Here is a 21509-nt window from a genome sequence, read left to right as displayed (position 1 = left end):
TCTTTTCAATGTTTAATATTTTCGAATGAAGCTTTCAGTTTTGCAATGTTTATTTAAATATTTAAAACCATATACTTTTTATATAATTTAATAATTGATGAGACTAAGCCATGAGTTTAAAAGCACAAATAGATGCATTTAATGTTCAAAAAGAAGCTAATTTACCCGCAGACGTTTTAGCATTAATGAATACAACGAACGAAGAATTAATTGCTCAGGACATAAAAAACAATGCCCTACAGGTAGGCGATAAGGTAGAAAATTTTACCTTGGCAAACCATCTAGGCAAAAATGTAGAACTGGTAGATTTATTAAAAAAAGGCCCAGTAGTGATTAGTTTTTACCGTGGTGCCTGGTGCCCGTATTGTAATTTAGAATTAAAAGCACTGAATGATTATTTACCTCAATTTAAAACTAAGAGCGCCCAATTGGTGGCAATTTCTCCTCAGCTACCAGATCAAACCTTAACGACTGCCCAAAAAAATGAGCTCGAGTTTGATGTGCTCTCAGATGTTGGTAATAAGGTTGCACAGCAATTTGGCTTGTTGTTCACACTCGATAGACGTATTCAAGAGTTATATACCGGCTTTGGGATTGATTTTGAACAAACCTACGGCGACAAAACTTACCAGCTACCCCTTCCTGCAACCTATGTAATTAACCAAAATGGCATCATTACATACGCGTTCTTAAACGAAGATTACACATTGCGTGCAGAGCCGAGCGATGTGATGACCGCACTCGATGGAGAAAAAAAATAATGCCTTTACTAAAATCATTAAAATTACTCACACTACCCCTTACTTTAGCAGCTAGCTTATTAGTAAGTTCAGTAAATGCAGAAGAAAGTAAAGACAAACCAAAAGTACTTATTTTTGATGTAAACGAAACCTTGCTCGACCTAACCAGTATGCGCACCTCAATAGGAAAAGCATTAGGTGGCAGAGAAGATTTACTGCCTTTGTGGTTTTCAACCATGTTACACAACTCGCTGGTAGACACAGTAACCGGTGATTACCATGACTTTGGCCAAATTGGTGTAGCGTCACTAGCTATGGTGGCAAAGAATAACAATATTAATATTACCAACGAGGAAGCTAAAACAGCCATCGTTACGCCGCTGTTATCACTACCGCCGCACAGCGATGTGAAAGATGGACTGGCAAAACTCAAAGCGCAAGGCTATAAGTTAGTAAGCTTAACTAATTCGTCAAATAAAGGGGTTAAAACTCAATTTGAAAATGCAGGTTTGTTGTCATATTTTGACGCGCGTTACAGCATTGAAGATATTAAAATATATAAACCTGATTTACGTGCCTACGACTGGGTACTTAAAAAGTTAAACGTAGCACCCAACGAGGCTATGATGATTGCTGCGCATGGTTGGGATGTAGCGGGTGCTAAACAAGCGGGCTTACAAACAACCTTTATTGCACGCCCAGGTAAAGCGTTATATCCGCTTGCGAAAAAACCTGATCACGTTGTGAAAGATTTACATGAATTAGCCGCTCTACTTAAATAACGAGCGTTACTTACAAAATCAATACCCAAGCGGCCAATCTCAGGAAGAGTTTGACCGCTTTTTTATCACTAAAAACCGCGTATAAACAACGTATTTAGCGATTTTAACTGCTAGCAATTTACCCCTCACAACGCTACTATTTAAATATCACGTCGTGGAGATAATTATGAATAGTCAAAGATTAAGCGAGTTTGAAGAGTATTTTCAAATAAACGAGAGCATTAGGGTTAATTTGTTTGCTGTACCCAATGAGCAAGTACCTAAATCTCAGCTAGCACTTGATGATGATATTCCGCCTCTTTTTAGATTAGCTAATGAAGTGAGTGAACTTGAACAAAGCTCATTACGCCCACTTCGAAACTTAGGCGATGTAGCGCAAGAGCTTGCCGCGTTTTTACAAGCGCAATCGCGAAAAATAGATTTAATTATGAGCCACATTTTAGCCTCTGAACAAGCGCAGGAAAATGCTATACACTGCGATAGTTATGGCGGCGGCGGTATTAGATTTACATCGTCTGATGTATATTCAATTGGGCAATCATTTAGGACAAAACTTTTTTTGCATCATGAAGCATCAGCTGTGTATTGTTACACCGAGGTTGTAGCTATAGAAAAGCAAGACAACGATCATTACCAATACACCGTGCTGTTCACCGCTATCAGAAACACTGATCAAGAATTAGTAGTCAGAGCAAGTTTGCACGCGCAAACGCGCCAACTAAAAAAGCGCCAAGAACTAGAACAAACATCTGACGATTCAATCACTGAATAATTGTATTTGCAGTAAATTTAACTTGCTAAAGCAAACCGATTTTTCAAGTGACTTGGAAGTAACACAGCTGCTAAACTAGCAGTATCTCTATTTGTATAAAAATTCCATGAACTTTAGACTTTTACCTGAATGGGCCGAGCAAGACGCTGTTATGCTTACTTGGCCGCATGAACATACCGATTGGGCTGATAATTTAGCCCGTGTTGAGCCTGTCTATGTTGAGCTTGCAAAACATATAACACACTACCAATCGTTAGTTGTTGTTGCTCATAACGAAGCCTTAAAAACACATATTACTGCTCTACTCACTCATGCCTGTATTAAATTAGAACGTGTTTATTTTGTTGTAACACCTACTAATGATACCTGGGCACGCGATCACGGCCCACTAACGTGTGCAAATATAAGCGATGAGACTAAACTAAAAATCTATGATTTTACGTTTAACGGCTGGGGCAATAAATTTGAAAGCGCACTTGATAATCAAATCAATAAGGCAGTAGTTGAGCAGCTAAGCCACGCTAACAATGATTATCAAGCACTAGATATGGTGCTTGAAGGTGGCGGTGTTGAAATAAACGAGCACGGCGTATTGCTAACAACCAGCGAATGTTTGCTTAATAAAAATCGTAATCCTAATTTATCACCTAACGATATTGAAGCCTTATTAAAAACGCATTTAGGGGCCACCGATTTTTTATGGGTCGATCACGGTTATTTAGCCGGTGACGATACCGACAGCCATATAGACACGCTAGTCCGATTTGCACCAAACAATACACTAGTATATGTACAATGTGATGATGAAAATGACGAGCATTTCAGCGCGCTTAATGCGATGGAAAAACAATTAAAAGGCTTTAAAACGGCTAATAACACCCCATATAATTTGGTTGAGTTACCATGGCCAAAAGCCGTGTATGACGATGAAAAATCGCGCTTACCTGCAACCTATGCTAACTACTTAATTATTAATAATGCTGTGCTTGTTCCTATATACAACGATGTGAACGACGACCGTGCTTTAGCACAGATTCAAAAAGCATACCCACAGCACACTATAATCGGCGTAAATTGCCAACCCATTATTGAGCAATTTGGCAGCCTACACTGTATTACAATGCAATTACCACGTGGATTTTTAGCTGGAGCAGCACAATGACAAGCCCTGCAAAATTAACCGTTGCTTTAGTGCAACAAAGCAACAGCGATAACGCTGATGAAAATATGGCTAAATCAATCAAAGCCATTCGGGAAGCCGCAAAAAATGGGGCTCAGCTTGTTGTTTTGCAAGAGCTTCATCGCAGTCTTTATTTTTGCCAAACCGAAGACGTTGATGTATTTGACCTTGCAGAAACCATACCTGGGCCAAGCAGCAACACCTTAGGTGAACTCGCCAAAGAGCTCAATATTGTTATTGTGGCGTCATTATTTGAGAAGCGCGCTACAGGCTTGTACCACAATACCGCTGTGGTGCTTGAAAAAGACGGCAGCATTGCAGGTAAATATCGCAAAATGCACATACCTGATGATCCTGGTTTTTACGAGAAATTTTACTTTACCCCTGGCGATTTAGGCTTTGAGCCTATTCAAACATCGGTAGGTAAATTAGGTGTGTTGGTGTGTTGGGATCAGTGGTTTCCAGAAGCGGCGCGTTTGATGGCAATGGCCGGTGCAGAGCTGTTAATTTACCCAACCGCTATTGGCTGGGATCCGAATGACGACAAAGATGAACAAACACGTCAAAAAGATGCATGGGTTATTAGTCAACGTGCTCATGCGGTCGCAAACGGAGTACCGGTGATTAGCTGTAATCGTGTTGGCCACGAGAGGGACCCAAGCGGACATAGCAGCGGCATTCAATTTTGGGGTAACTCGTTTATTGCTGGGCCTCAGGGTGAGTTTTTAGCGCAAGCTAACAACATCGATGAACAAATATTAGTGGTAGAAGTTGATCAAAAACGCTCAGAAAACGTAAGACGTATCTGGCCGTTTTTGCGTGATCGCCGAATTGATCACTACAGCGACCTTACAAAAATATACCGCGACTAACTAAAAGAATGGCTCTTAGCTTATAAGAGCCAATCAAATGGAGTAATAAATGGCGTTTGAGCAATGGGCAGCCTTGCCTTGGGTAAAATCTCAAAAAGATAAAATTCAGTGGGGGCAGCTAAGCGGAAGTGGTTTAAGTATTGCCATTGCCGAAGGTGTTAAACAACAAGAAAACTTAGTATTAATTGTTACACCCGACACACCCAGCGCGCTGCGCCTTGAAACAGAGCTAGACTACTTATTACCTGATAACCCGGTGATGGTATTTCCTGATTGGGAAACCTTGCCTTACGATCATTTTTCTCCTCATCAAGATATTATTTCTGCGCGCTTAGCCACATTAAATACCCTAAAAAAAGAACAACAAAGCGTATTGATCGTGCCTGTGTCTACGCTGATGCTGCGCACCGCGCCTGCCTCGTTTATTTATGGTTCAACAATAAACTTTAAAGTAGGCGATAAGCTCGACACTCATAATTTTAGACAAAATCTAGAGCAAGCAGGTTACCTAAACGTACAACAAGTGATGGAACATGGTGAGTACGCCATTCGAGGCTCAATCGTCGATTTATACCCTATGGGTAGCCCGCATCCATTTAGGCTCGACTTTTTTGATGACGAACTTGATACGATTCGCTTGTTTGATGTGGAAACGCAGCGCTCTGACGAAAAAGTAGAGAAAATTGAATTACTGCCCGCACACGAATTTCCAACTAATGAGGCAGATATTGAGCGTTTCAGAATTGGTTACCGTGAAAAGTTTGGTGCAAGTTCAGAGCAAGACTCTGTTTACATGCAAGTTAGTAAAGGAAATTGGCCTGCTGGTATTGAATACTACATGCCGTTATTTTTTGAAAGCCTAGCCACGATTTTTGACTACCTGCCTGATAACACAACCGTTATGCAGTTAGGCGATTTAGAACACGCCGCCGACAATTTTTGGCACGATGTTAATGTTCGCTATGAAAACCGTAAAGTAGACCCACTGCGCCCACTACTTGAACCCAATGCACTATATCAGCCAATTGACGAGCTGTTTTCTAACTTAGGGCAATTTGCGCGTATTCGTTTATCGCTTGCCAAGCTAGGCACGAAAGCAGGTAATAAAAATTTATTGGTTAGTGAACTACCCGCAATAAGAATAGATCATAAACAGCACGAACCGTATGCTGCATTTATAAACTACGTCGCAGCGCAAAAGAAGAAAAAAAGCCGCATATTACTGAGCGTTGAATCGGATGGCCGTCGTGAATCGTTACTCAACATATTAAAACCCAGCGGTTTAAAATTTAAAGAGTTTGATACCTTTGAACAATTTACCCAAAGCGATAGTGATGTAGGCTTAATTGTAAGCCCGCTTGAGCAAAGTGTTGTACTTGGCTCTAAACCTACTTTATCGATTATTACCGAACAAGAGCTGCTAGGCATTAAAGTATCGCAGCGCAGACGTCGTAAACACAAATACGAAGCAAGCCAAGATGCACTGATCCGTAACTTAGCTGAACTCAAAGAAGGTCAGCCCGTTGTGCATCTTGATCACGGTGTTGGCCGCTATCAAGGTTTACAAACTATTGATGCGGCAGGTGTAATTACGGAATTTGTTACCATAATATACGCCGGTGAGTCTAAATTGTATGTGCCGGTGTCGGCTCTGCATATGCTCAGCCGTTACTCAGGCGGCGAAGAAAGCAGTGCACCACTGCATAAGCTCGGCTCAGACGCCTGGGAAAAAGCAAAAAAACGTGCTGCTGAAAAAGTACGTGATGTAGCCGCTGAGTTACTTGATATATACGCACAGCGTCAAGCTAAACCAGGTAATAAATTTACCCTAGACGGCCAAGCCTATCGCCAGTTTAGTGAAAGTTTTCCGTTTGAAGAAACCGACGACCAGCGTAATGCAATTGAAGCTGTATTAGGCGACATGCAATCAAAACAAGCGATGGATCGTTTAGTGTGTGGTGATGTAGGCTTTGGTAAAACCGAGGTTGCTATGCGTGCAGCTTTTGTTGCTGTTAACGATGGTAAACAAGTTGCCATTTTAGTGCCCACTACCCTCCTTGCGCAGCAACACTATGAAAACTTTAAAGACCGTTTTGCTGACTTTCCTATTGAAGTGGGTGTGCTTTCTCGTTTTAATTCAACAAAAGAGCAAAAAGACACCCTAGAAAATATGGCTAATGGCAAATTAGATATTGTTATTGGCACACATAAACTTATTCAACAAGACATTAAATTTAACGATTTAGGACTTCTCATCGTAGATGAAGAGCACCGCTTTGGTGTGCGCCAAAAAGAAAAAATTAAAGCACTACGTGCAGATGTCGATATTTTAACGCTTACTGCAACACCTATCCCTCGAACGCTTAATATGGCAATGAGTGGTATGCGCGACTTATCTATTATTGCGACTCCACCGGCCAAACGCTTGGCGGTTAAAACCTTTGTTCGCCAACGTGATGTAGAACTTATTCGCGAAGCCATTCTGCGTGAAATCAAACGTGGCGGCCAAGTGTACTTTTTGCATAATAACGTTGAAACAATAGAGCGCGTGGCGCAAGAGCTAAGTGAATGGGTACCTGAAGCGAATGTGATTACCGCTCACGGGCAAATGCGCGAGCAAGAGCTTGAGCAAATAATGACTCAATTTTATCACCAAAAATACAATGTAATCGTGTGTACAACCATTATAGAAACCGGTATTGACGTGCCTACGGCAAATACCATTATTATGGATAGAGCCGACAAGCTAGGTTTAGCACAATTACATCAATTGCGTGGTCGTGTTGGTCGAAGCCATCATCAGGCATATGCCTACTTACTCACAGGCGACCCTAAAGCGTTGTCAAAAGATGCAAGTAAACGTTTACAAGCCATAGAGTCGTTAGAGGACTTAGGTGCTGGTTTTGCGCTTGCTACGCACGATCTAGAAATTCGTGGTGCAGGTGAATTATTGGGCGACGATCAATCTGGACAAATGCAAACCATTGGCTTTAGCTTGTATATGGAAATGCTTGAACAAGCAGTTAATGCATTACGTGAGGGTAAAGAACCCACCCTTGAAAACCTATTACAAAAACAAACCGAAGTTGACTTAAAACTGCCTGCATTACTGCCTGATGATTATATTCATGACGTAAATGCACGATTGGGTATGTACAAGCGTGTAGCTAGTTGTGCTAACCTAGGCGACATTGATGAGTTACAGGTAGAATTAATAGACCGCTTTGGTTTACTTCCTGATGCAGCTAAAAACTTATTTAGTTTGCAACAACTTAAAATGCAGGCAAGTAATTTAGGGATAACAAAAATAGAAGCAAACCCTAAAGGTGGTTACTTTGAATTTAGTCAAAATACTAAGGTTAATCCTAGCTTCATTATTGGGCTGATACAAAGTGCACCGCATATTTATAAAATGGAAGGCGCAAATAAATTGCGCTTTGCGATTAGTGAGGCAAATGCCCGCGAACGCTTAAAAATGGTCACTGCTATGATTGCAGATTTCGAAAAAAAAGGTTAGCCATTAATGTTGCTAAAAAAATCGCTGGTAGTTTTATGTTGCTTATTTAGCAGCACTGCAGTTGCAGAGCGTTGGTTTGAAGCTGAGGTGCTGATATTTAAACAGCGTCCAGCCCCCTATTTACAAGAAGACTTTAGTTTAAAACACGAGGCTATTGAAGATAAAAACACGCTTGATTTGTTAACGCCACTTTATACCGAGCAAGCCATGCAAGCCTGTATTAACGGCGACACACGGTTTCAGACGCGTTCATTTACCGATTCGCTAGTAAACGATAACCCTCGCTCCGGTGTTTGCGACGCAAGTACCGACTATGTTCAAAGTTACGATACATTGCCTGTTACACCTGTGGCACCCGCACTCGATACCATGGAGCAAACCTACTTACTTGCCCCTGAGCAATTACAATTTAAAACGCAGTATGAGCAACTAGACCGTAAAGGCTTAACCCCTATTTTACATACTGGTTGGCGTTTTGAAGCAAAAAGTAAATCTCGTGCGCCAAGCATGCACTTATTTGCCGGTGAGCAAATTAAAACACGCGTTTTTGATGTGCCACGCTATTCAAACCCAGACTTTGTCAGCTTATTGGACCCACAACCTAGCCTATTTAATGAGCCCGATGAATCAACAAGTAAATGGGAATTAGATGGGTTATTTAAAATTCATTTACGCCATTATTTATTTATCACTGCAGATTTTGATATTAGCCAAAAACTTCAAAGTGGTGATGTAGAGTCGTCACGTTTTGCTCAGTTTAAACGTGTAATAAGTGGTGAAATACATTACTTTGATCACCCTCGTATGGGCATGATTGTCCAAATTAGAAAATTTAAACATTAATACTAAGTAGGATATAACAATGAAAAAACTCCTAATTATTGCAGCTACACTAAGCCTTGCAGCATGCTCTAAAGTAACAGTAGAAAACTACGAAAAGATTAAAATTGGTATGGATAAAGCTGAAGTTGAAGCCGTACTAGGTAGTGCAGATAATTGTGTAGAAAAAACGCTTCACACTAACTGTGTTTGGGGCGACGAGTCTAAAAATATAGAGATTACACTTGTTTCAGACAAAGTAACTTTATATAGCAAACATGGTTTAGCTAACTAAGTAACGCTTAAATAATTAAAAAAGGGGGATAGATTATATCTATCCCCCTTTTTTAATTATATGGCTATAAAACCTATTTTTTAGAGTAAATAAGCTCAATATTGACAATTTTACTGCGATTTAACGTAATTTTATAACGCTGATAAAGTGTTTTATCGCCCTCTGTATGTACCAGTACCATATTTAATTGATAACGTCGTTCTACGGCTTGTTTTGATATTTTGTTACTGTCTAAATGATAGAGCTTCCCTTCACCGCGCTTTAAATAGCGGGCAAATGGCGCTAAGTTAAATTGCAATGTTTGCTGTAACGTATCGTACCCTGGTAAAAACTCTTTTGCCGACACGCGGGTTTCACTTGCAAAATGCAGCCATTGCGCAGCCTGTTTATTTTGTTGACGACGTTTTGAAAAAATAGTTTGTACTTCTTTGGGGATTTTTTTAAACCGCGTATACTCAAGCCAAATAAACTGACTTGCTATTTTATCTTTGGTAATACTGTTTTTAAATGTAAAGCGCCATTTTGGCCGCCCTTGTACAATAGCACGCCAAATCACACGGGTTATGTCTTCTTTAAATATTTCACGCAGGCCATAAATAACACCCAGTATTAAAATAAGCGTGGCTGTGACCTCGGTAAAACTTGAGCGTGCATTAAGGATAACTAACATAACAAACGCCATTATAACTGCAGTCACCGTGCCTTTTACTAATCGCTTTAAGTAACTATTTAAAAAGCGAGTATTACGCTGCAGTATTACTCCATGCTCAATTAAACGTTGTAGCAAACGCATTTTGTTAGTGATGCGGTTAGCGTCTTGTAGTGTGGTTTCAGAGTTGTAATTTTTATCTGCTCGGTAAACGTTTTCGCTTTTACAAAACTGCAAAAGGTCGTTCCGCTCTTTAGCAAAATCACTACTACGCGGCCCTTCATCTAACAATTTTAAAAATGATTGTTCTACGTGCCAGCTAAGGTAGTTATCTGCATTTGTATAAAATGGCAGTAATTTTTCGTCATCGGGGGTATAACGGCGTAGCTTTTTTAATAACCCTTCGCTTTGCTCAAATAATTCATTTGCGCGATTATAAAACTCTTCTGCCTCATTTAATTTAAGTGCATCCTTAATATCAGCATCGAGCGCTAAACGCACTTGGTAACAAAATAAATTTAGATTTTGCCTGTAATCCTGCTGCTCACCTTTGTTTTTACTCACAAAACGGCTTCGTACTAGTGGCAAATGAATATTATTGGCGTTGTAAGCTAAGTGAGATTTAAACTGGTTATTGAAGTAAGATTCTTCACTTAACGTTTTTGGATTTATTCCCATTTCATTAGGAATAGAAAAATACAGATCAATACGCTGCTCTGAACGCGCATTTAACTCGGGCTCAATGACAAAAGATAAATTTTCGTCTTGTTTTAGCAATCAACTCTCCTTTTTTTGTTGTTTTTAGTTTACTTCCCTCGTTTACTTTGTTCAATAAAAAAGGCCCCGTAAACACGGAGCCTTAAAAGTTTTATACTTAACTTGAATTCGGCTATAAATAGAATGGTTAAATAGCGTTCAAGTTACTTACAGTTAAAACTTGTAATTAATACTTGCGAATACTCGTGAACCAATAACGTCGTAAATCTCTGGTACGGTGCCCATGTCATTACCGCCAAGGACTTCTTCAGGCTCTTTATCAAAAACATTATTCATACCACCTGTCACTTTCAGTGATTCATTTAGGTTGTACGTCATTGAAATATCGTGGTAAATAACATTATCAGTGCTGAACGACTCACCGTAATAATCACCACTCATACCACGAATAAAGCGTGCGTTATAAAGCACACTCAACGCATCAGACAAATCGTAATTTACAGACAAGTTAGATTTGATTTTAGAGTAGCCGCCAATGTTACCGTCAATAGTCCCTGTGTAATCAATATCATCTTGCTCAAATTCAACCAAGTAAGTGGTATCTAGATTGATGCGGTAGTTATCAGCAGTGTAACCAATGTTCCAGTCAATACCTGATGTTTTTTGAGAGCCAACATTGGTTAATGCAGAGCTTAAGTTTGATAAATCACCCGCTGGGGTAATATTTACCGAATCACACGATTGCGTGTCGCCCGCAAAACAGTTGTTCATTTCGTTTTGTACATCTAAACGCGTAATGGCGTTAGTGATGTCAAACTTCCAGTAATCAAGCGTTGTAGATAAACCTTCAACCACTTCCCACACCATGCCAAATGTAAACGAACGGCTTTCTTCTGCTTGTAAGTCAGCATCACTTGTGTAGTTCACTAAAATTTGCGCATCTTGCTCGTTACCCCACGGATCGGCTAGGTAATCGTATGAGCCCGAGTTACCACCAAATAGTTCAGCAACGTTTGGTGCTCTAAAGCCAGTTGCAAGTACAGAACGAACCATAAATGAATCTGTTACATCCCAAGTAGCGCCAAGCTTCCACGTTGTCTCACCACCAAACGTAGAATAATTGTCGTAACGTGCAGCCCCTTCAAGTGTTACAACTTCTAAGACAGGCATCGATGTTTCAAAGTAAATCGACTGTACCGAATAATCACCTTCAGTAGGATCTTGCTGAGCAGCTGTACTTTGGCCCAATTGTGTAATTAAATCAGGTGTGTAAAAACCACTTTCAAAACGGTTCTCAATACCTATAGCGTAACCAATATCGCTATCGGTTAGTGCGCTGTAACCTGCTGATAAGATAAATTGCTCATTTCCACCTTCGTTATTTTCGGTGTAAATAGAATCGTTAGCAGTTAAAAAGTCACGGCTAAGTGCATCACCACTAAACCAAAGTGCTTGGTTTGCGTAAATGCTTTGCTCTACTTGGCTTGCATTAATCGAGTTTTGTACTTTATCTTTAGAGTCGTTTCTGCCGTATGTAGCACTCACATCCCAGCTTGCATCGTTATCTAAAATGCCTTGTAATGCCACAGATGCACGGTATGTGTCTGTTGTTTGCTCGTATATACGCGGGCCAGCATCAACCATTCTTCTGCGGTACTCTAGCGAATCGGCAAGCTCACCGTCGGCGATAAACGCATTAGTGTATTCGCTATCAAGGTTTGCTGTAAGTAAATCTACACTGGCTGGTTGAGGTGCCAATTGCTGTGATGAATCACGACGTGTATACATTAGATCAACATTAAATGTGGTATCAGCGTCTAGCTCTTTATCAAAGCTTGTAAAAAGGCTGTACAAATCGTTTGGTGTTTGCGCATAACTCGATGTAGTAAAGTCGTACGACGTTGTTCTATCGGCAAATACACCATTACCTTCGTATGTTTTGCCGCCTAAAGTACCTTGTGGAATAAATGACGACTGTCCTGCAGGCACAAAGCTACGATCTGATTGAATCACTTCTCCACGGCTTGAAAACTGGGCACCAACTACTAAGTTACCATCGGCAATCTGCATGCCATGTAATAAGCTAGTACCGTAGTTATTACCATCACCTTTCGTTGTGCGGCTTCCTTCAACATTAAGCTCAGTACCTTCAAAATCTTTTTTGGTAATAATGTTAACAACACCGGCGATTGCATCAGATCCATACACCGCTGATGCACCATCTTTTAAGATTTCAATTGATTTGATCATTGCAACAGGAATGGTATTTAAATCAACTGAAGAGTCTGCACCGGTTCCAGAAGAAACCATACGACGACCATTTAGTAACACTAGGGTACGTTGTGATCCCATGCCACGTAAGTTAACAGTTGCAGAACCACCCGAACCATTATTACTTGAAGCACCAAGGCTTATACCCGCAGCAGAGGGTTGAGTTGAGAGAATATCGGCAACAGACGTGAAACCACTTTTTGCAATAAAGTCATCGCCAATAACAGTAATTGGGCTGGCTGTTTCCATATCAGTACGGTTGATGCGTGAACCCGTAACTTGAATTTTTTCGATTGAATTTGCAGCTTCGTCTGCTGCTAGTACATGTACACTTGAAAACATTGGGATGGCTGCAACTACAGCTAGACCAAGAGTCGATTTAGTCATGAAAGAATCCTACTTGTTGGAATTTACCAAGATTGGTAATGCTCATTTGTTATAAGAAGAATGAGTCGGCAGGCAACTTAAGCGCACTTAACTGAACGAAAACTTAACGCTTGAGTGCTTTTTAATAAAGGTAAAAAAGACCACCCTATAAAAGGTACAAAGGTTACTCTTTGTTTCATTGTTAATATAAAAATACAATTTAAAATTAATGATTTAAAAAAACTTATACACAATTAAAGTACAGATGAAATCAAACACCGCTACTTTGTAATCAAATGTAATTACTCCTGCTGATTAGTAATAATTCAGGTATTAACAACTTAATCACACGGCATTATTAAAAAGGTAAAACCACCTGATAGTTGCTAACTCATGAGAAAAGCCTATTGCTCATAGTCAATAACAAACACTCTTGCTTTGTTAGGTATGATTTTTAAATGTGGACTACATTGTATGGAGTATGTGTGCTTGTACAAATCAACAATTTTGGGATAAAACGTGATCGGTTGGCTGGCTAATTCGTAATAAAATAAGAGTTTATCAGTAGGTAACGTAGAAGTTATAGTTGAGGGTATCTTCTTTTGAAGTAGTTGTATTTATAACGGTTAACTCTAAGTTCCAAAGCATATTATTTTCTGAGCAAATGCCAACCATGGTTTCGCTTTTCCATAAGTCGCCTTGCTTTACAAACTGCTGCGGAATAAACCCCATATACATAGTGATGCCCTTCAACTTTGCTTGAGTTATTTTTATATCATCAGGCAGTTTACTGAAAATTGTAAAAGGTGTTTCAGGTGAAAGAGATTGATGACTAAGCCACACTTTCACATTATTCGGGTAAATACATTCTAAGTTAGGTTCGCAGTTTGAGTTTTTAAGGACCGTTGCGTTTTTATGCTCACCAGAATCACAGGCGGTTAACAGTAAAAGTAACAAAAACACAAAACAAAATTGGGTTGCTTTCATAAAACATGTCCTTCGAATAAAAGCAGATACTAATAATCAAGCTTATAAATGACAAGCATGGTGCACTAAATAACCAAAATTAGACACTAAGCTAATCAAAAAATAGACAACAAAGTCACAAAGTTTGATTGATGTCATAATATTACGTAATTGACCTATCTTTTTTAGGCCAAAAAATTTATTATTTCCCTCGCAAAAATTAGGGTTTCTCGAGTTTGTTTTCTGAAGCATTCATGCTTTGAACGTTTTAGGTAACATGCTTGTGAAGTAATAGTAGGCCCCACTTTTCAAGTGGGTAATTCATTTCTAAACGCATTTATTGCAGCGGAAGCCAGAAAATGAGCCAAACAGTAGCATCACAAACTGAGTATAACTATAAAGTTGTACGCCAATTCGCTATTATGACAGTGATTTGGGGCATCGTTGGCATGAGTATTGGGGTTCTGATTGCTGCCCAATTAGCTTGGCCAGCACTTAACTTTGATACACCATGGTTAACTTACTCTCGACTACGTCCGTTACACACGAACGCAGTAATTTTCGCATTTGGTACAAGTGCACTTTTTGCGACGTCTTATTACGTCGTTCAACGTACTTGTCAAACGCGCCTTTTCTCAGACAAACTTGCCGCAATTTCATTTTGGGGCTGGCAGCTAGTTATCGTATTAGCAGTAATTACTTTACCACTTGGTATTACAAGCTCTAAAGAATACGCTGAACTAGAATGGCCAATCGATATTCTAATCGCAGTTGTTTGGATTATTTATGCAGTTGTATTTTTTGGTACTTTAATTAAACGTAAAGTGTCGCATATTTATGTTGCTAACTGGTTCTACGCTGGCTTTATCATTACTGTTGCGGTGTTGCACATTGTAAACAGCATGGCTGTGCCTGTATCGTTAACTAAATCGTACTCTATTTACGCTGGTGCAGTAGATGCAATGGTGCAATGGTGGTACGGTCATAACGCTGTAGGTTTCTTATTAACCGCTGGTTTCTTAGGCATGATGTACTACTTTGTACCTAAACAAGCGGGTCGCCCTGTTTACTCTTACCGTTTATCGGTCGTTCACTTTTGGGCACTTGTATCTTTATACATTTGGGCCGGTCCTCACCACCTTCATTACACTGCGCTTCCAGATTGGACGCAAAGTTTAGGTATGGTTATGTCTATCATCCTATTCGTTCCATCTTGGGGTGGTATGATAAACGGTATAATGACCTTATCGGGTGCGTGGCATAAACTACGTACTGACCCAGTACTTCGTTTCTTAGTTGTATCGTTGTCTTTCTATGGTATGTCTACGTTTGAAGGCCCAATGATGGCAATTAAATCTGTGAACGCATTATCTCATTACACAGATTGGACTGTAGGCCATGTTCACTCAGGTGCACTTGGTTGGGTAGCAATGATTTCGATTGGTGCTATTTACCACCTTATCCCTGCACTGTTTGCACAAGGTCGTATGTACAGCATTAAGCTTGTTAACACCCACTTCTGGTTACACACTGTTGGTGTTGTTTTATACATTGTTGCAATGTGGATTTCAGGTGTAATGCAAGGTCTAATGTGGCGTGCAGTTAATGCTGACGGTACATTAATGTATAGCTTTGTTCAGTCTTTAGAAGCATCACATCCTTTCTACATAATGCGTTTTGTTGGCGGTGTATTCATCGTAACAGGTATGTTAGTTATGGCTTATAACGTTTTCCGTACAATTTCAGCTGAAAAAGAGTCACTGAAGTTAGACGCGCAAGCACAATTAGCATAACGGAGTGAGATGATGAGCAATAAAAATTCACAAAACAAACACGAAATAGTAGAAAAAAACGTTGGTCTTATGGCCATTCTGACTGTTTTTGCTATTAGCTTTGGTGCATTAGTTGAAATTACTCCACTTATGTTCCAAGACGACACAACAAAACCAGTAGATGGCTTACGTCCTCTAAATGCATTAGAAATGGAAGGTCGCGATATTTACGTGCGTGAAGGTTGTTATAACTGTCACTCACAAATGATTCGTCCTTTTCGTGACGAAGTTGAACGTTACGGCCACTACTCTGTAGCAGGCGAGTCAGTATGGGATCACCCTTTCCAATGGGGTTCTAAACGTACTGGTCCTGACCTTGCTCGTGTTGGTAAACGTTACTCGGACGATTGGCATTATGCTCACTTAGTAAACCCGCGTGATGTGGTTCCTGAGTCTAATATGCCAGGTTTTCCTTGGTTAGCAGAGAACACAGTTGATACCAGCTTAACTCTGAAAAAACTACAAATTTTCCGTGATACATTCGCTATTAACCCAGAAAACCCAAAACATCCGGGTTTAGGATACGGTAGCGATGAAGAACTAATAGCTGACGTTGCCAAAGTTGATGCAATGAATGACGGTAAAGGTGCAACAGAAATGCAAGCCCTTATCGCTTATTTGCAACAGCTTGGCACGCACTTGAAGTAATTATTATGGATTACGGAACATACAGAGGCATTTTAACTCTGGTAATTTTAGTATTGTTTATTGTGATTGTTGTATGGGCATACAGCAAGCGTACCAAAAATCGTTTTGACGACGCTGCTAATGCCATTTTTGAAGATGAAAAAAAACATAACAACACACTCTCTAACGAGGAAAAGGAGTCTGAAAAATGACTAGCTTTTGGAGTATTTGGGTTATTGTTTTAACCCTAGCATGCTTACTTATTATCTTTGGCCTATTAGTGTGGAACTTAAAAAACTACGCTGGTGTTGAAGAAGGTGAAGATTGTGGGCATGAGTATGACGGTATTACCGAACTGAACAATCCGCTACCTAAGTGGTGGACTTACATGTTCTTCGCAACATTTATATGGGCGGTTTACTATTTAGCGGCTTATCCAGGTTTAGGTAACTGGGAAGGGTTAGGTAAATGGACAAGCTCTAATCAGGGTATTACATCTTTAGCGGAATCGAAAGAAGCTGTTAAATTAGCAGCTGAAGAAGGCCGTTTTGTAAAGCTTGATAAAGAGTACGAAGCAGCAGAAGAGCGTTTTGGTCCTATTTTTAATCGACTTGCAAAAGTACCTGTTTTAGATTTGGTTCAATCTAAAATCGATGGTGATGCAGCACAGCAGCTAGCCCTTGAAAATGGTACTGAGCATGAACAAACAGATGGTCAATTAGCGTTAGAAATTGGTCAACGTTTGTTCTCACAAAACTGTGCGCAGTGTCATGGCTCTGATGCACGTGGCGGCATTGGCTTCCCTAATCTAACTGATAAAGATTGGTTATACGGTGGCACACCAGACAAAATTAGAGAAACTCTTCTAATTGGTCGTGTTGCAGCTATGCCTCCTTGGGGTGCAGCATTAGGTGAACAAGGTATAAAAGAAATGACAGCACACGTGCTAAGCCTTTCTGGTCGTACAGTTAACCAAAAAGATGCAGCCGCTGGTGCAGCTAAGTTTGCAATGTGTGCAGCATGTCACGGTGCAGACGGTAAAGGGTCGGTTGCTCACAACCTACCGTTTGGCGCGCCTAACCTAACAGATAACATTTGGTTATACGGCGGTTCTCAACGTGCCGTTGAAGAAACTCTGCTTAACGGTCGTGCTGGTGTAATGCCTGCATGGAAAGACATTTTAGGTGAAGATAAAATCCACCTTTTAACAGCGTACGTTTACAATTTATCGCAAGATAAATAAGCACGCTGTTAATAGAATGTTTATAAATTAATTTATTAAATTCAATAGATTAATCCAGATCAAAAAAGCCTCCACTAGGAGGCTTTTTTTTAGTCTTTTACGTACAATTACTATAAAATAACGTCTTCGAAACTAACATTAGAGTCACTATGCAACCTACTCCGTGGTATAAAAACTTTTGGCCTTGGTTTTTAATTTTTTTCCCGCTAGCAGCCATTGTTGGCTGTATTACTTTACTGATAACGGCAATTGGCAACGGCCCAGATATGGTTGTTGATGATTACTATAAAAAAGGTAAAGCAATTAATTTAGAGCTCAGTAAATTCGAGAAAGCTAAAGCGCTCTATTTACATGGTGAATTAGCAGTAACTAATGACCGAGTGAGTTTTAAATTTACCAAAGGCGATAGCAGTAATGTACCGGCTTTAAAAGTATCGTTTTATCACCGTACAATTAAAGCTCACGACTTTGAAGCGACACTTACAGCTAATGCAAACAAAGAATTCACCGCACTACTTGAAAATTACACTGAGGGTGCTTACTCCATTTTTATTGAACCTATCGATAAAACATGGAAATTAAAAGAAAACATTACCCTACCCACGGTTGAAACCGTTTTAGTTACGCCAAACTATAAGTAGTTATTACTATGTCTAACTCTTGCTTTCATTGCCTTGAGAGTGTGCCAAAAGGATTTAGCGCCACAGTTACAATAGACGATACCCCCCAGCCAATGTGTTGCATTGGTTGCCAGGCCGTAGCGCAAAATATTGTTGAGCAAGGAATGACTGATTACTACAAGTACCGCACAGTCAGTGCGGGTAAAGTGGAGCAACTTGTTCCTGAGCAATTGGCATTTATTAAAAGTTATGACAACGAAGATATTCAAGATGAATTTATAGCCACGAGTAACAATATTTCAGAAGTATTATTGAGTGTTGAAGGCATTACGTGTGCTGCATGTGCGTGGCTTATAGAAAAGCAATTATTGAGTTTAAACACCGTAAAGCGAGTGGATGTAAATACCTCAACTAACCGTGCAATGATCCAGTGGGACAAAACAGCGACACCACTAAGCGAAGTGATTACTGCCTTGGCCAAAATTGGTTACAAGGCGTACCCATTTCAGGCCGATACCGAAGCACAACAAAAGCAACAAACTGCCAAAGCATATATTCGCCGCTTAGGCGTGGCAGGCTTAATGACAATGCAAGTAATGATGTTTGCATTTGCCATGTATTTTGGCATGTTTTCAGGCATGGATAGTAATTTTGAACAGTACTTTAGATGGATAAGCTTAGTACTTGCTTCTCCCGTTATTTTGTATAGTGCCCTGCCCTTTTTAACCAATGCAATTAACGGCTTAAAAGCTAAGCAGCTTAATATGGATTTACCTGTATCCTTAGCCATTTTTGGCGCCTACGGAGCCAGTTGTTATGCCACTGTTATGCAAGTTGGTGAGGTATATTTTGAATCTATTTGCATGTTTACCTTTTTATTATTACTGGGTAAATATTTAGAATTTAGAGCACGCTTAAAAGCAAGTGAATACACAGCAAACCTTCAAAAGTTACTACCATTAACGGCTCGCACGCTTACAGATAGTGGTGAAGAACTCATTATTGCGGCTAAAAAGCTTAAACTTAATGATGTTGTGCTTATTAAAGCAGGTGAAACCATTCCCGCCGACGGCGAACTCATTAAAGGTAAAACGACGGTTGATGAATCAATGATGACCGGCGAGCACCAACCCGTTAACAAGTTTATAGGCCATAATGTGTATGCCGGCTGTGTAAACCACGATGGTGTTATTGAAATTAAAATAAACAAAATAGGTCAAAATACACTTTTAAATCAAATTATTCGCCTGCAGCACAATGCACTCACAAAACGCCCCAAACTGGTCGAAATAACTGATAAAGTCGCTCAAGGGTTTGTAGCTTGCTTGTTAGTATTTGCCTCATTAACCGCTATTGGGTGGTATCAAATTGATCCCGAGCACGCTTTTTGGATCACTATTTCAGTGTTAGTTGCAACCTGCCCTTGTGCCTTAAGTTTAGCAATACCGACTGCTTTAACGTGTGCAATTGCCAGCCTAACCAAAAAGGGAATTTTAATTAAGCAAGCTCATGTACTTGAAACACTCTCCAAATTAACGTTATTTGCGTTCGATAAAACAGGCACACTCACCCAAGGTAAATTTAGCCTTGATGAGGTCGATATTATCGACAGCCACTATTCAAAAGATGATGTAATGGCCATTGCAGCAATGTTGGAGCGTTTTTCTGAGCACCCGATTGCAACTGCTTTTGATGGTTTCACTCCAGCAAAGCATACGCTGCATAACATTGAAGTGCACGCAGGTTTAGGGATCAGTGCAAAAGATGAAACCTTTCATTATGCTATAGGTAAAAGTGGTTGGTTTGATAGTAAAAAAACAAACGCACAGGCCAGTTTGTACATAAACAAACGTGTTGTGGCACGCTTTTATTTTGTGGATAAAGTAAAGCACGATGCCGAAAGTTTAATTAAATCGTTACACGCACAGCAATTAACTTGCCACATGTTAACTGGTGATGCGTCAGATGCGGGCAACAAAGTAGCTAAGCAATTAAAATTAGACAGCGTGCAATCTGGTTGCTCACCAAAAGATAAACAAACCGCCGTAGAGGCATTTTCATCTCAAAATGAAGTAGTCGCTATGGTGGGTGATGGTATAAACGATAGCCCTGTATTTGCAAGTGCCCATTTATCTATTGCAATGGAAACCGGCGCTGATATATCAAAAAACAGCGCCGATGTTGTACTGCTAAATAGCGATTTAGCGTCTATTGATCACTTACTGAATATAGCTAAACAAACTCGGCGTATTATTAAACAAAACCTAACATTGTCATTGTTGTATAATGGCTCAATCTTACCGCTTGCAGCGCTTGGATTAGTTGCTCCCTGGATGGCGGTCATTGGCATGTCTGCCAGTTCGATTATTGTGATATGTAATTCACTGAGGCTATTAAAGTTATGAGCATAATTTACATTTTGATCCCCATTGCCATTTTGTTTGTACTTATTGCTATTGGCGTATTTTTTTGGGCAGTAAGAAGCGAGCAGTTTTCTGATTTAAACAAACAAGGCCACAGTATTTTGTTTGAAGATGACAAAGAGCAGCATAATAAAAGCAATGATTGACCCTTTATACATAAGCGCATTTTTAATGGGCTTAATTGGTAGTGGCCACTGCATAGCAATGTGTGGAGGGATTGCAAGCTCTTTACAATTAGCCAGCGAAAAGCGAAAAACACTCTCCTACTCATTTGCTTATAACATTGGCCGAGCATTAAGTTACATGGTTGCAGGCTCACTCGTTGCGGGTATAAGCAGCCAATTTGCTAAACAAAACACATCATTCTCTATAACGCTTTCATTTATTGCTGCCATTTTTATGCTTTTGGTTGGCGTTTACATAATGCGTTTAGGTCCAACATTGCAATGGCTCGAAAAAATAGGCAAAACGCTTATTTGGCAGCATATAGTGAAGCTTAATAAATATTTAATGCCCGTTGACTCAACGGTTAAAGCATTGGGTTATGGCGCATTATGGGGGTGGTTGCCATGCGGTTTGGTTTACTCTGCGCTAACATGGGCAATGACAAGCCCAACAGCATTTGATGGCGCAATAGTGATGTTATGTTTTGCACTAGGTACATTTCCAGCCATGATCACCGTAGGCATTGCGGCGCAAAAACTTAATAGCATAATAAATCATCCCTGGACCCGCATTGTATTAGGTAGTGTTATAATTTGGTATGGTATCTACTTATTGATTATTGCAACCGATAAGTTAGTACATTAATGTTTAAG

General features: G+C 40.0%; 19 protein-coding genes. 16 read left to right on the top strand and 3 right to left on the bottom strand.

The features are described 5' to 3' along the window. Nucleotides 1-110: 110 nt before the first annotated feature. The 8 genes from KZZ04_RS10440 to KZZ04_RS10405 all read left to right on the top strand — a co-directional run bounded on the left by KZZ04_RS10440 (nucleotide 111) and on the right by KZZ04_RS10405 (nucleotide 8977). Nucleotides 111-761, top strand: a complete 651-nt coding sequence (locus KZZ04_RS10440; RefSeq protein WP_219422681.1) for a peroxiredoxin-like family protein — start codon at nucleotides 111-113, stop codon at nucleotides 759-761. Beyond that, on the top strand, nucleotides 761-1522 hold the full coding sequence (locus KZZ04_RS10435; protein WP_138529920.1) for a haloacid dehalogenase type II: 762 nt from the start codon (nucleotides 761-763) through the stop codon (nucleotides 1520-1522). The genes KZZ04_RS10440 and KZZ04_RS10435 overlap by 1 nt, the downstream gene beginning before the upstream one ends. Before the next feature lie 166 nt (nucleotides 1523-1688). Beyond that, nucleotides 1689-2294 carry a PilZ domain-containing protein gene (locus KZZ04_RS10430; RefSeq protein WP_058406036.1) on the top strand — a complete coding sequence of 202 codons (606 nt, stop codon included), beginning with the start codon at nucleotides 1689-1691 and terminating at the stop codon, nucleotides 2292-2294. A 106-nt stretch (nucleotides 2295-2400) separates the two neighbouring features. Next, nucleotides 2401-3456, top strand: coding sequence for an agmatine/peptidylarginine deiminase (locus KZZ04_RS10425; protein ID WP_219422680.1), 1056 nt, complete (start codon nucleotides 2401-2403; stop codon nucleotides 3454-3456). Then, entirely contained in the window at nucleotides 3453-4346 is an 894-nt protein-coding gene (locus tag KZZ04_RS10420; RefSeq protein ID WP_219422679.1) for a carbon-nitrogen hydrolase, read from the top strand. The genes KZZ04_RS10425 and KZZ04_RS10420 overlap by 4 nt, the downstream gene beginning before the upstream one ends. 49 nt (nucleotides 4347-4395) lie before the next feature. Continuing rightward, entirely contained in the window at nucleotides 4396-7863 is a 3468-nt protein-coding gene (mfd, locus tag KZZ04_RS10415; protein WP_219422678.1) for a transcription-repair coupling factor, read from the top strand. Nucleotides 7864-7869: 6 nt separating this feature from the next. Continuing rightward, on the top strand, nucleotides 7870-8706 hold the full coding sequence (locus tag KZZ04_RS10410; protein WP_219422677.1) for a peptidoglycan binding protein CsiV: 837 nt from the start codon (nucleotides 7870-7872) through the stop codon (nucleotides 8704-8706). 19 nt (nucleotides 8707-8725) lie between these two features. Continuing rightward, nucleotides 8726-8977 carry a hypothetical protein gene (locus KZZ04_RS10405; RefSeq protein ID WP_058406031.1) on the top strand — a complete coding sequence of 84 codons (252 nt, stop codon included), beginning with the start codon at nucleotides 8726-8728 and terminating at the stop codon, nucleotides 8975-8977. 73 nt (nucleotides 8978-9050) lie between these two features. Here KZZ04_RS10405 and KZZ04_RS10400 read toward each other — a convergent pair whose 3' ends face one another. The 3 genes from KZZ04_RS10400 to KZZ04_RS10390 form a co-directional block, all read right to left on the bottom strand. Then, the gene (locus KZZ04_RS10400) at nucleotides 9051-10403 is read right to left on the bottom strand and encodes a hypothetical protein (RefSeq protein ID WP_058406030.1); all 1353 of its coding nucleotides are present in this window, start codon (nucleotides 10401-10403) and stop codon (nucleotides 9051-9053) included. Nucleotides 10404-10556: 153 nt separating this feature from the next. Continuing rightward, the gene (locus KZZ04_RS10395; RefSeq protein WP_219422676.1) at nucleotides 10557-13001 is read right to left on the bottom strand and encodes a TonB-dependent receptor; all 2445 of its coding nucleotides are present in this window, start codon (nucleotides 12999-13001) and stop codon (nucleotides 10557-10559) included. Nucleotides 13002-13541: 540 nt separating this feature from the next. Next, on the bottom strand, nucleotides 13542-13967 hold the full coding sequence (locus tag KZZ04_RS10390) for a hypothetical protein (RefSeq protein WP_219422675.1): 426 nt from the start codon (nucleotides 13965-13967) through the stop codon (nucleotides 13542-13544). 338 nt (nucleotides 13968-14305) lie between these two features. On the opposite strand from KZZ04_RS10390, the gene ccoN reads away from it, so the two are divergent. The 8 genes from ccoN to KZZ04_RS10350 all read left to right on the top strand — a co-directional run bounded on the left by ccoN (nucleotide 14306) and on the right by KZZ04_RS10350 (nucleotide 21501). After that, nucleotides 14306-15739 (top strand): cytochrome-c oxidase, cbb3-type subunit I, encoded by a 1434-nt coding sequence (gene ccoN / locus KZZ04_RS10385; RefSeq protein WP_006794295.1) that lies wholly within the window; start codon nucleotides 14306-14308, stop codon nucleotides 15737-15739. A 12-nt stretch (nucleotides 15740-15751) separates the two neighbouring features. Beyond that, nucleotides 15752-16426 (top strand): cytochrome-c oxidase, cbb3-type subunit II, encoded by a 675-nt coding sequence (gene ccoO / locus KZZ04_RS10380; RefSeq protein WP_006794296.1) that lies wholly within the window; start codon nucleotides 15752-15754, stop codon nucleotides 16424-16426. A gap of 5 nt (nucleotides 16427-16431) precedes the next feature. After that, a complete protein-coding gene (locus tag KZZ04_RS10375) occupies nucleotides 16432-16617 on the top strand; it encodes a CcoQ/FixQ family Cbb3-type cytochrome c oxidase assembly chaperone (protein ID WP_006794297.1) in 186 nt (61 codons plus the stop codon). Then, a complete protein-coding gene (locus KZZ04_RS10370) occupies nucleotides 16614-17648 on the top strand; it encodes a c-type cytochrome (protein ID WP_058406027.1) in 1035 nt (344 codons plus the stop codon). Before KZZ04_RS10375 ends, KZZ04_RS10370 begins: the two co-directional genes overlap by 4 nt. 149 nt (nucleotides 17649-17797) lie before the next feature. Further along, nucleotides 17798-18289, top strand: coding sequence for a FixH family protein (locus tag KZZ04_RS10365; RefSeq protein ID WP_058406026.1), 492 nt, complete (start codon nucleotides 17798-17800; stop codon nucleotides 18287-18289). A gap of 8 nt (nucleotides 18290-18297) precedes the next feature. Then, entirely contained in the window at nucleotides 18298-20673 is a 2376-nt protein-coding gene (locus KZZ04_RS10360; RefSeq protein WP_219422674.1) for a heavy metal translocating P-type ATPase, read from the top strand. Beyond that, entirely contained in the window at nucleotides 20670-20837 is a 168-nt protein-coding gene (gene ccoS / locus KZZ04_RS10355) for a cbb3-type cytochrome oxidase assembly protein CcoS (protein ID WP_006794301.1), read from the top strand. The genes KZZ04_RS10360 and ccoS overlap by 4 nt, the downstream gene beginning before the upstream one ends. After that, on the top strand, nucleotides 20830-21501 hold the full coding sequence (locus tag KZZ04_RS10350; protein WP_138530196.1) for a sulfite exporter TauE/SafE family protein: 672 nt from the start codon (nucleotides 20830-20832) through the stop codon (nucleotides 21499-21501). The genes ccoS and KZZ04_RS10350 overlap by 8 nt, the downstream gene beginning before the upstream one ends. Nucleotides 21502-21509: the final 8 nt, after the last annotated feature.

This window comes from Pseudoalteromonas sp. CR1 (assembly GCF_019392235.1).
Classification (GTDB): Bacteria; Pseudomonadota; Gammaproteobacteria; order Enterobacterales; family Alteromonadaceae; genus Pseudoalteromonas.
This window is presented reverse-complemented; position numbering and strand designations above follow the sequence as displayed.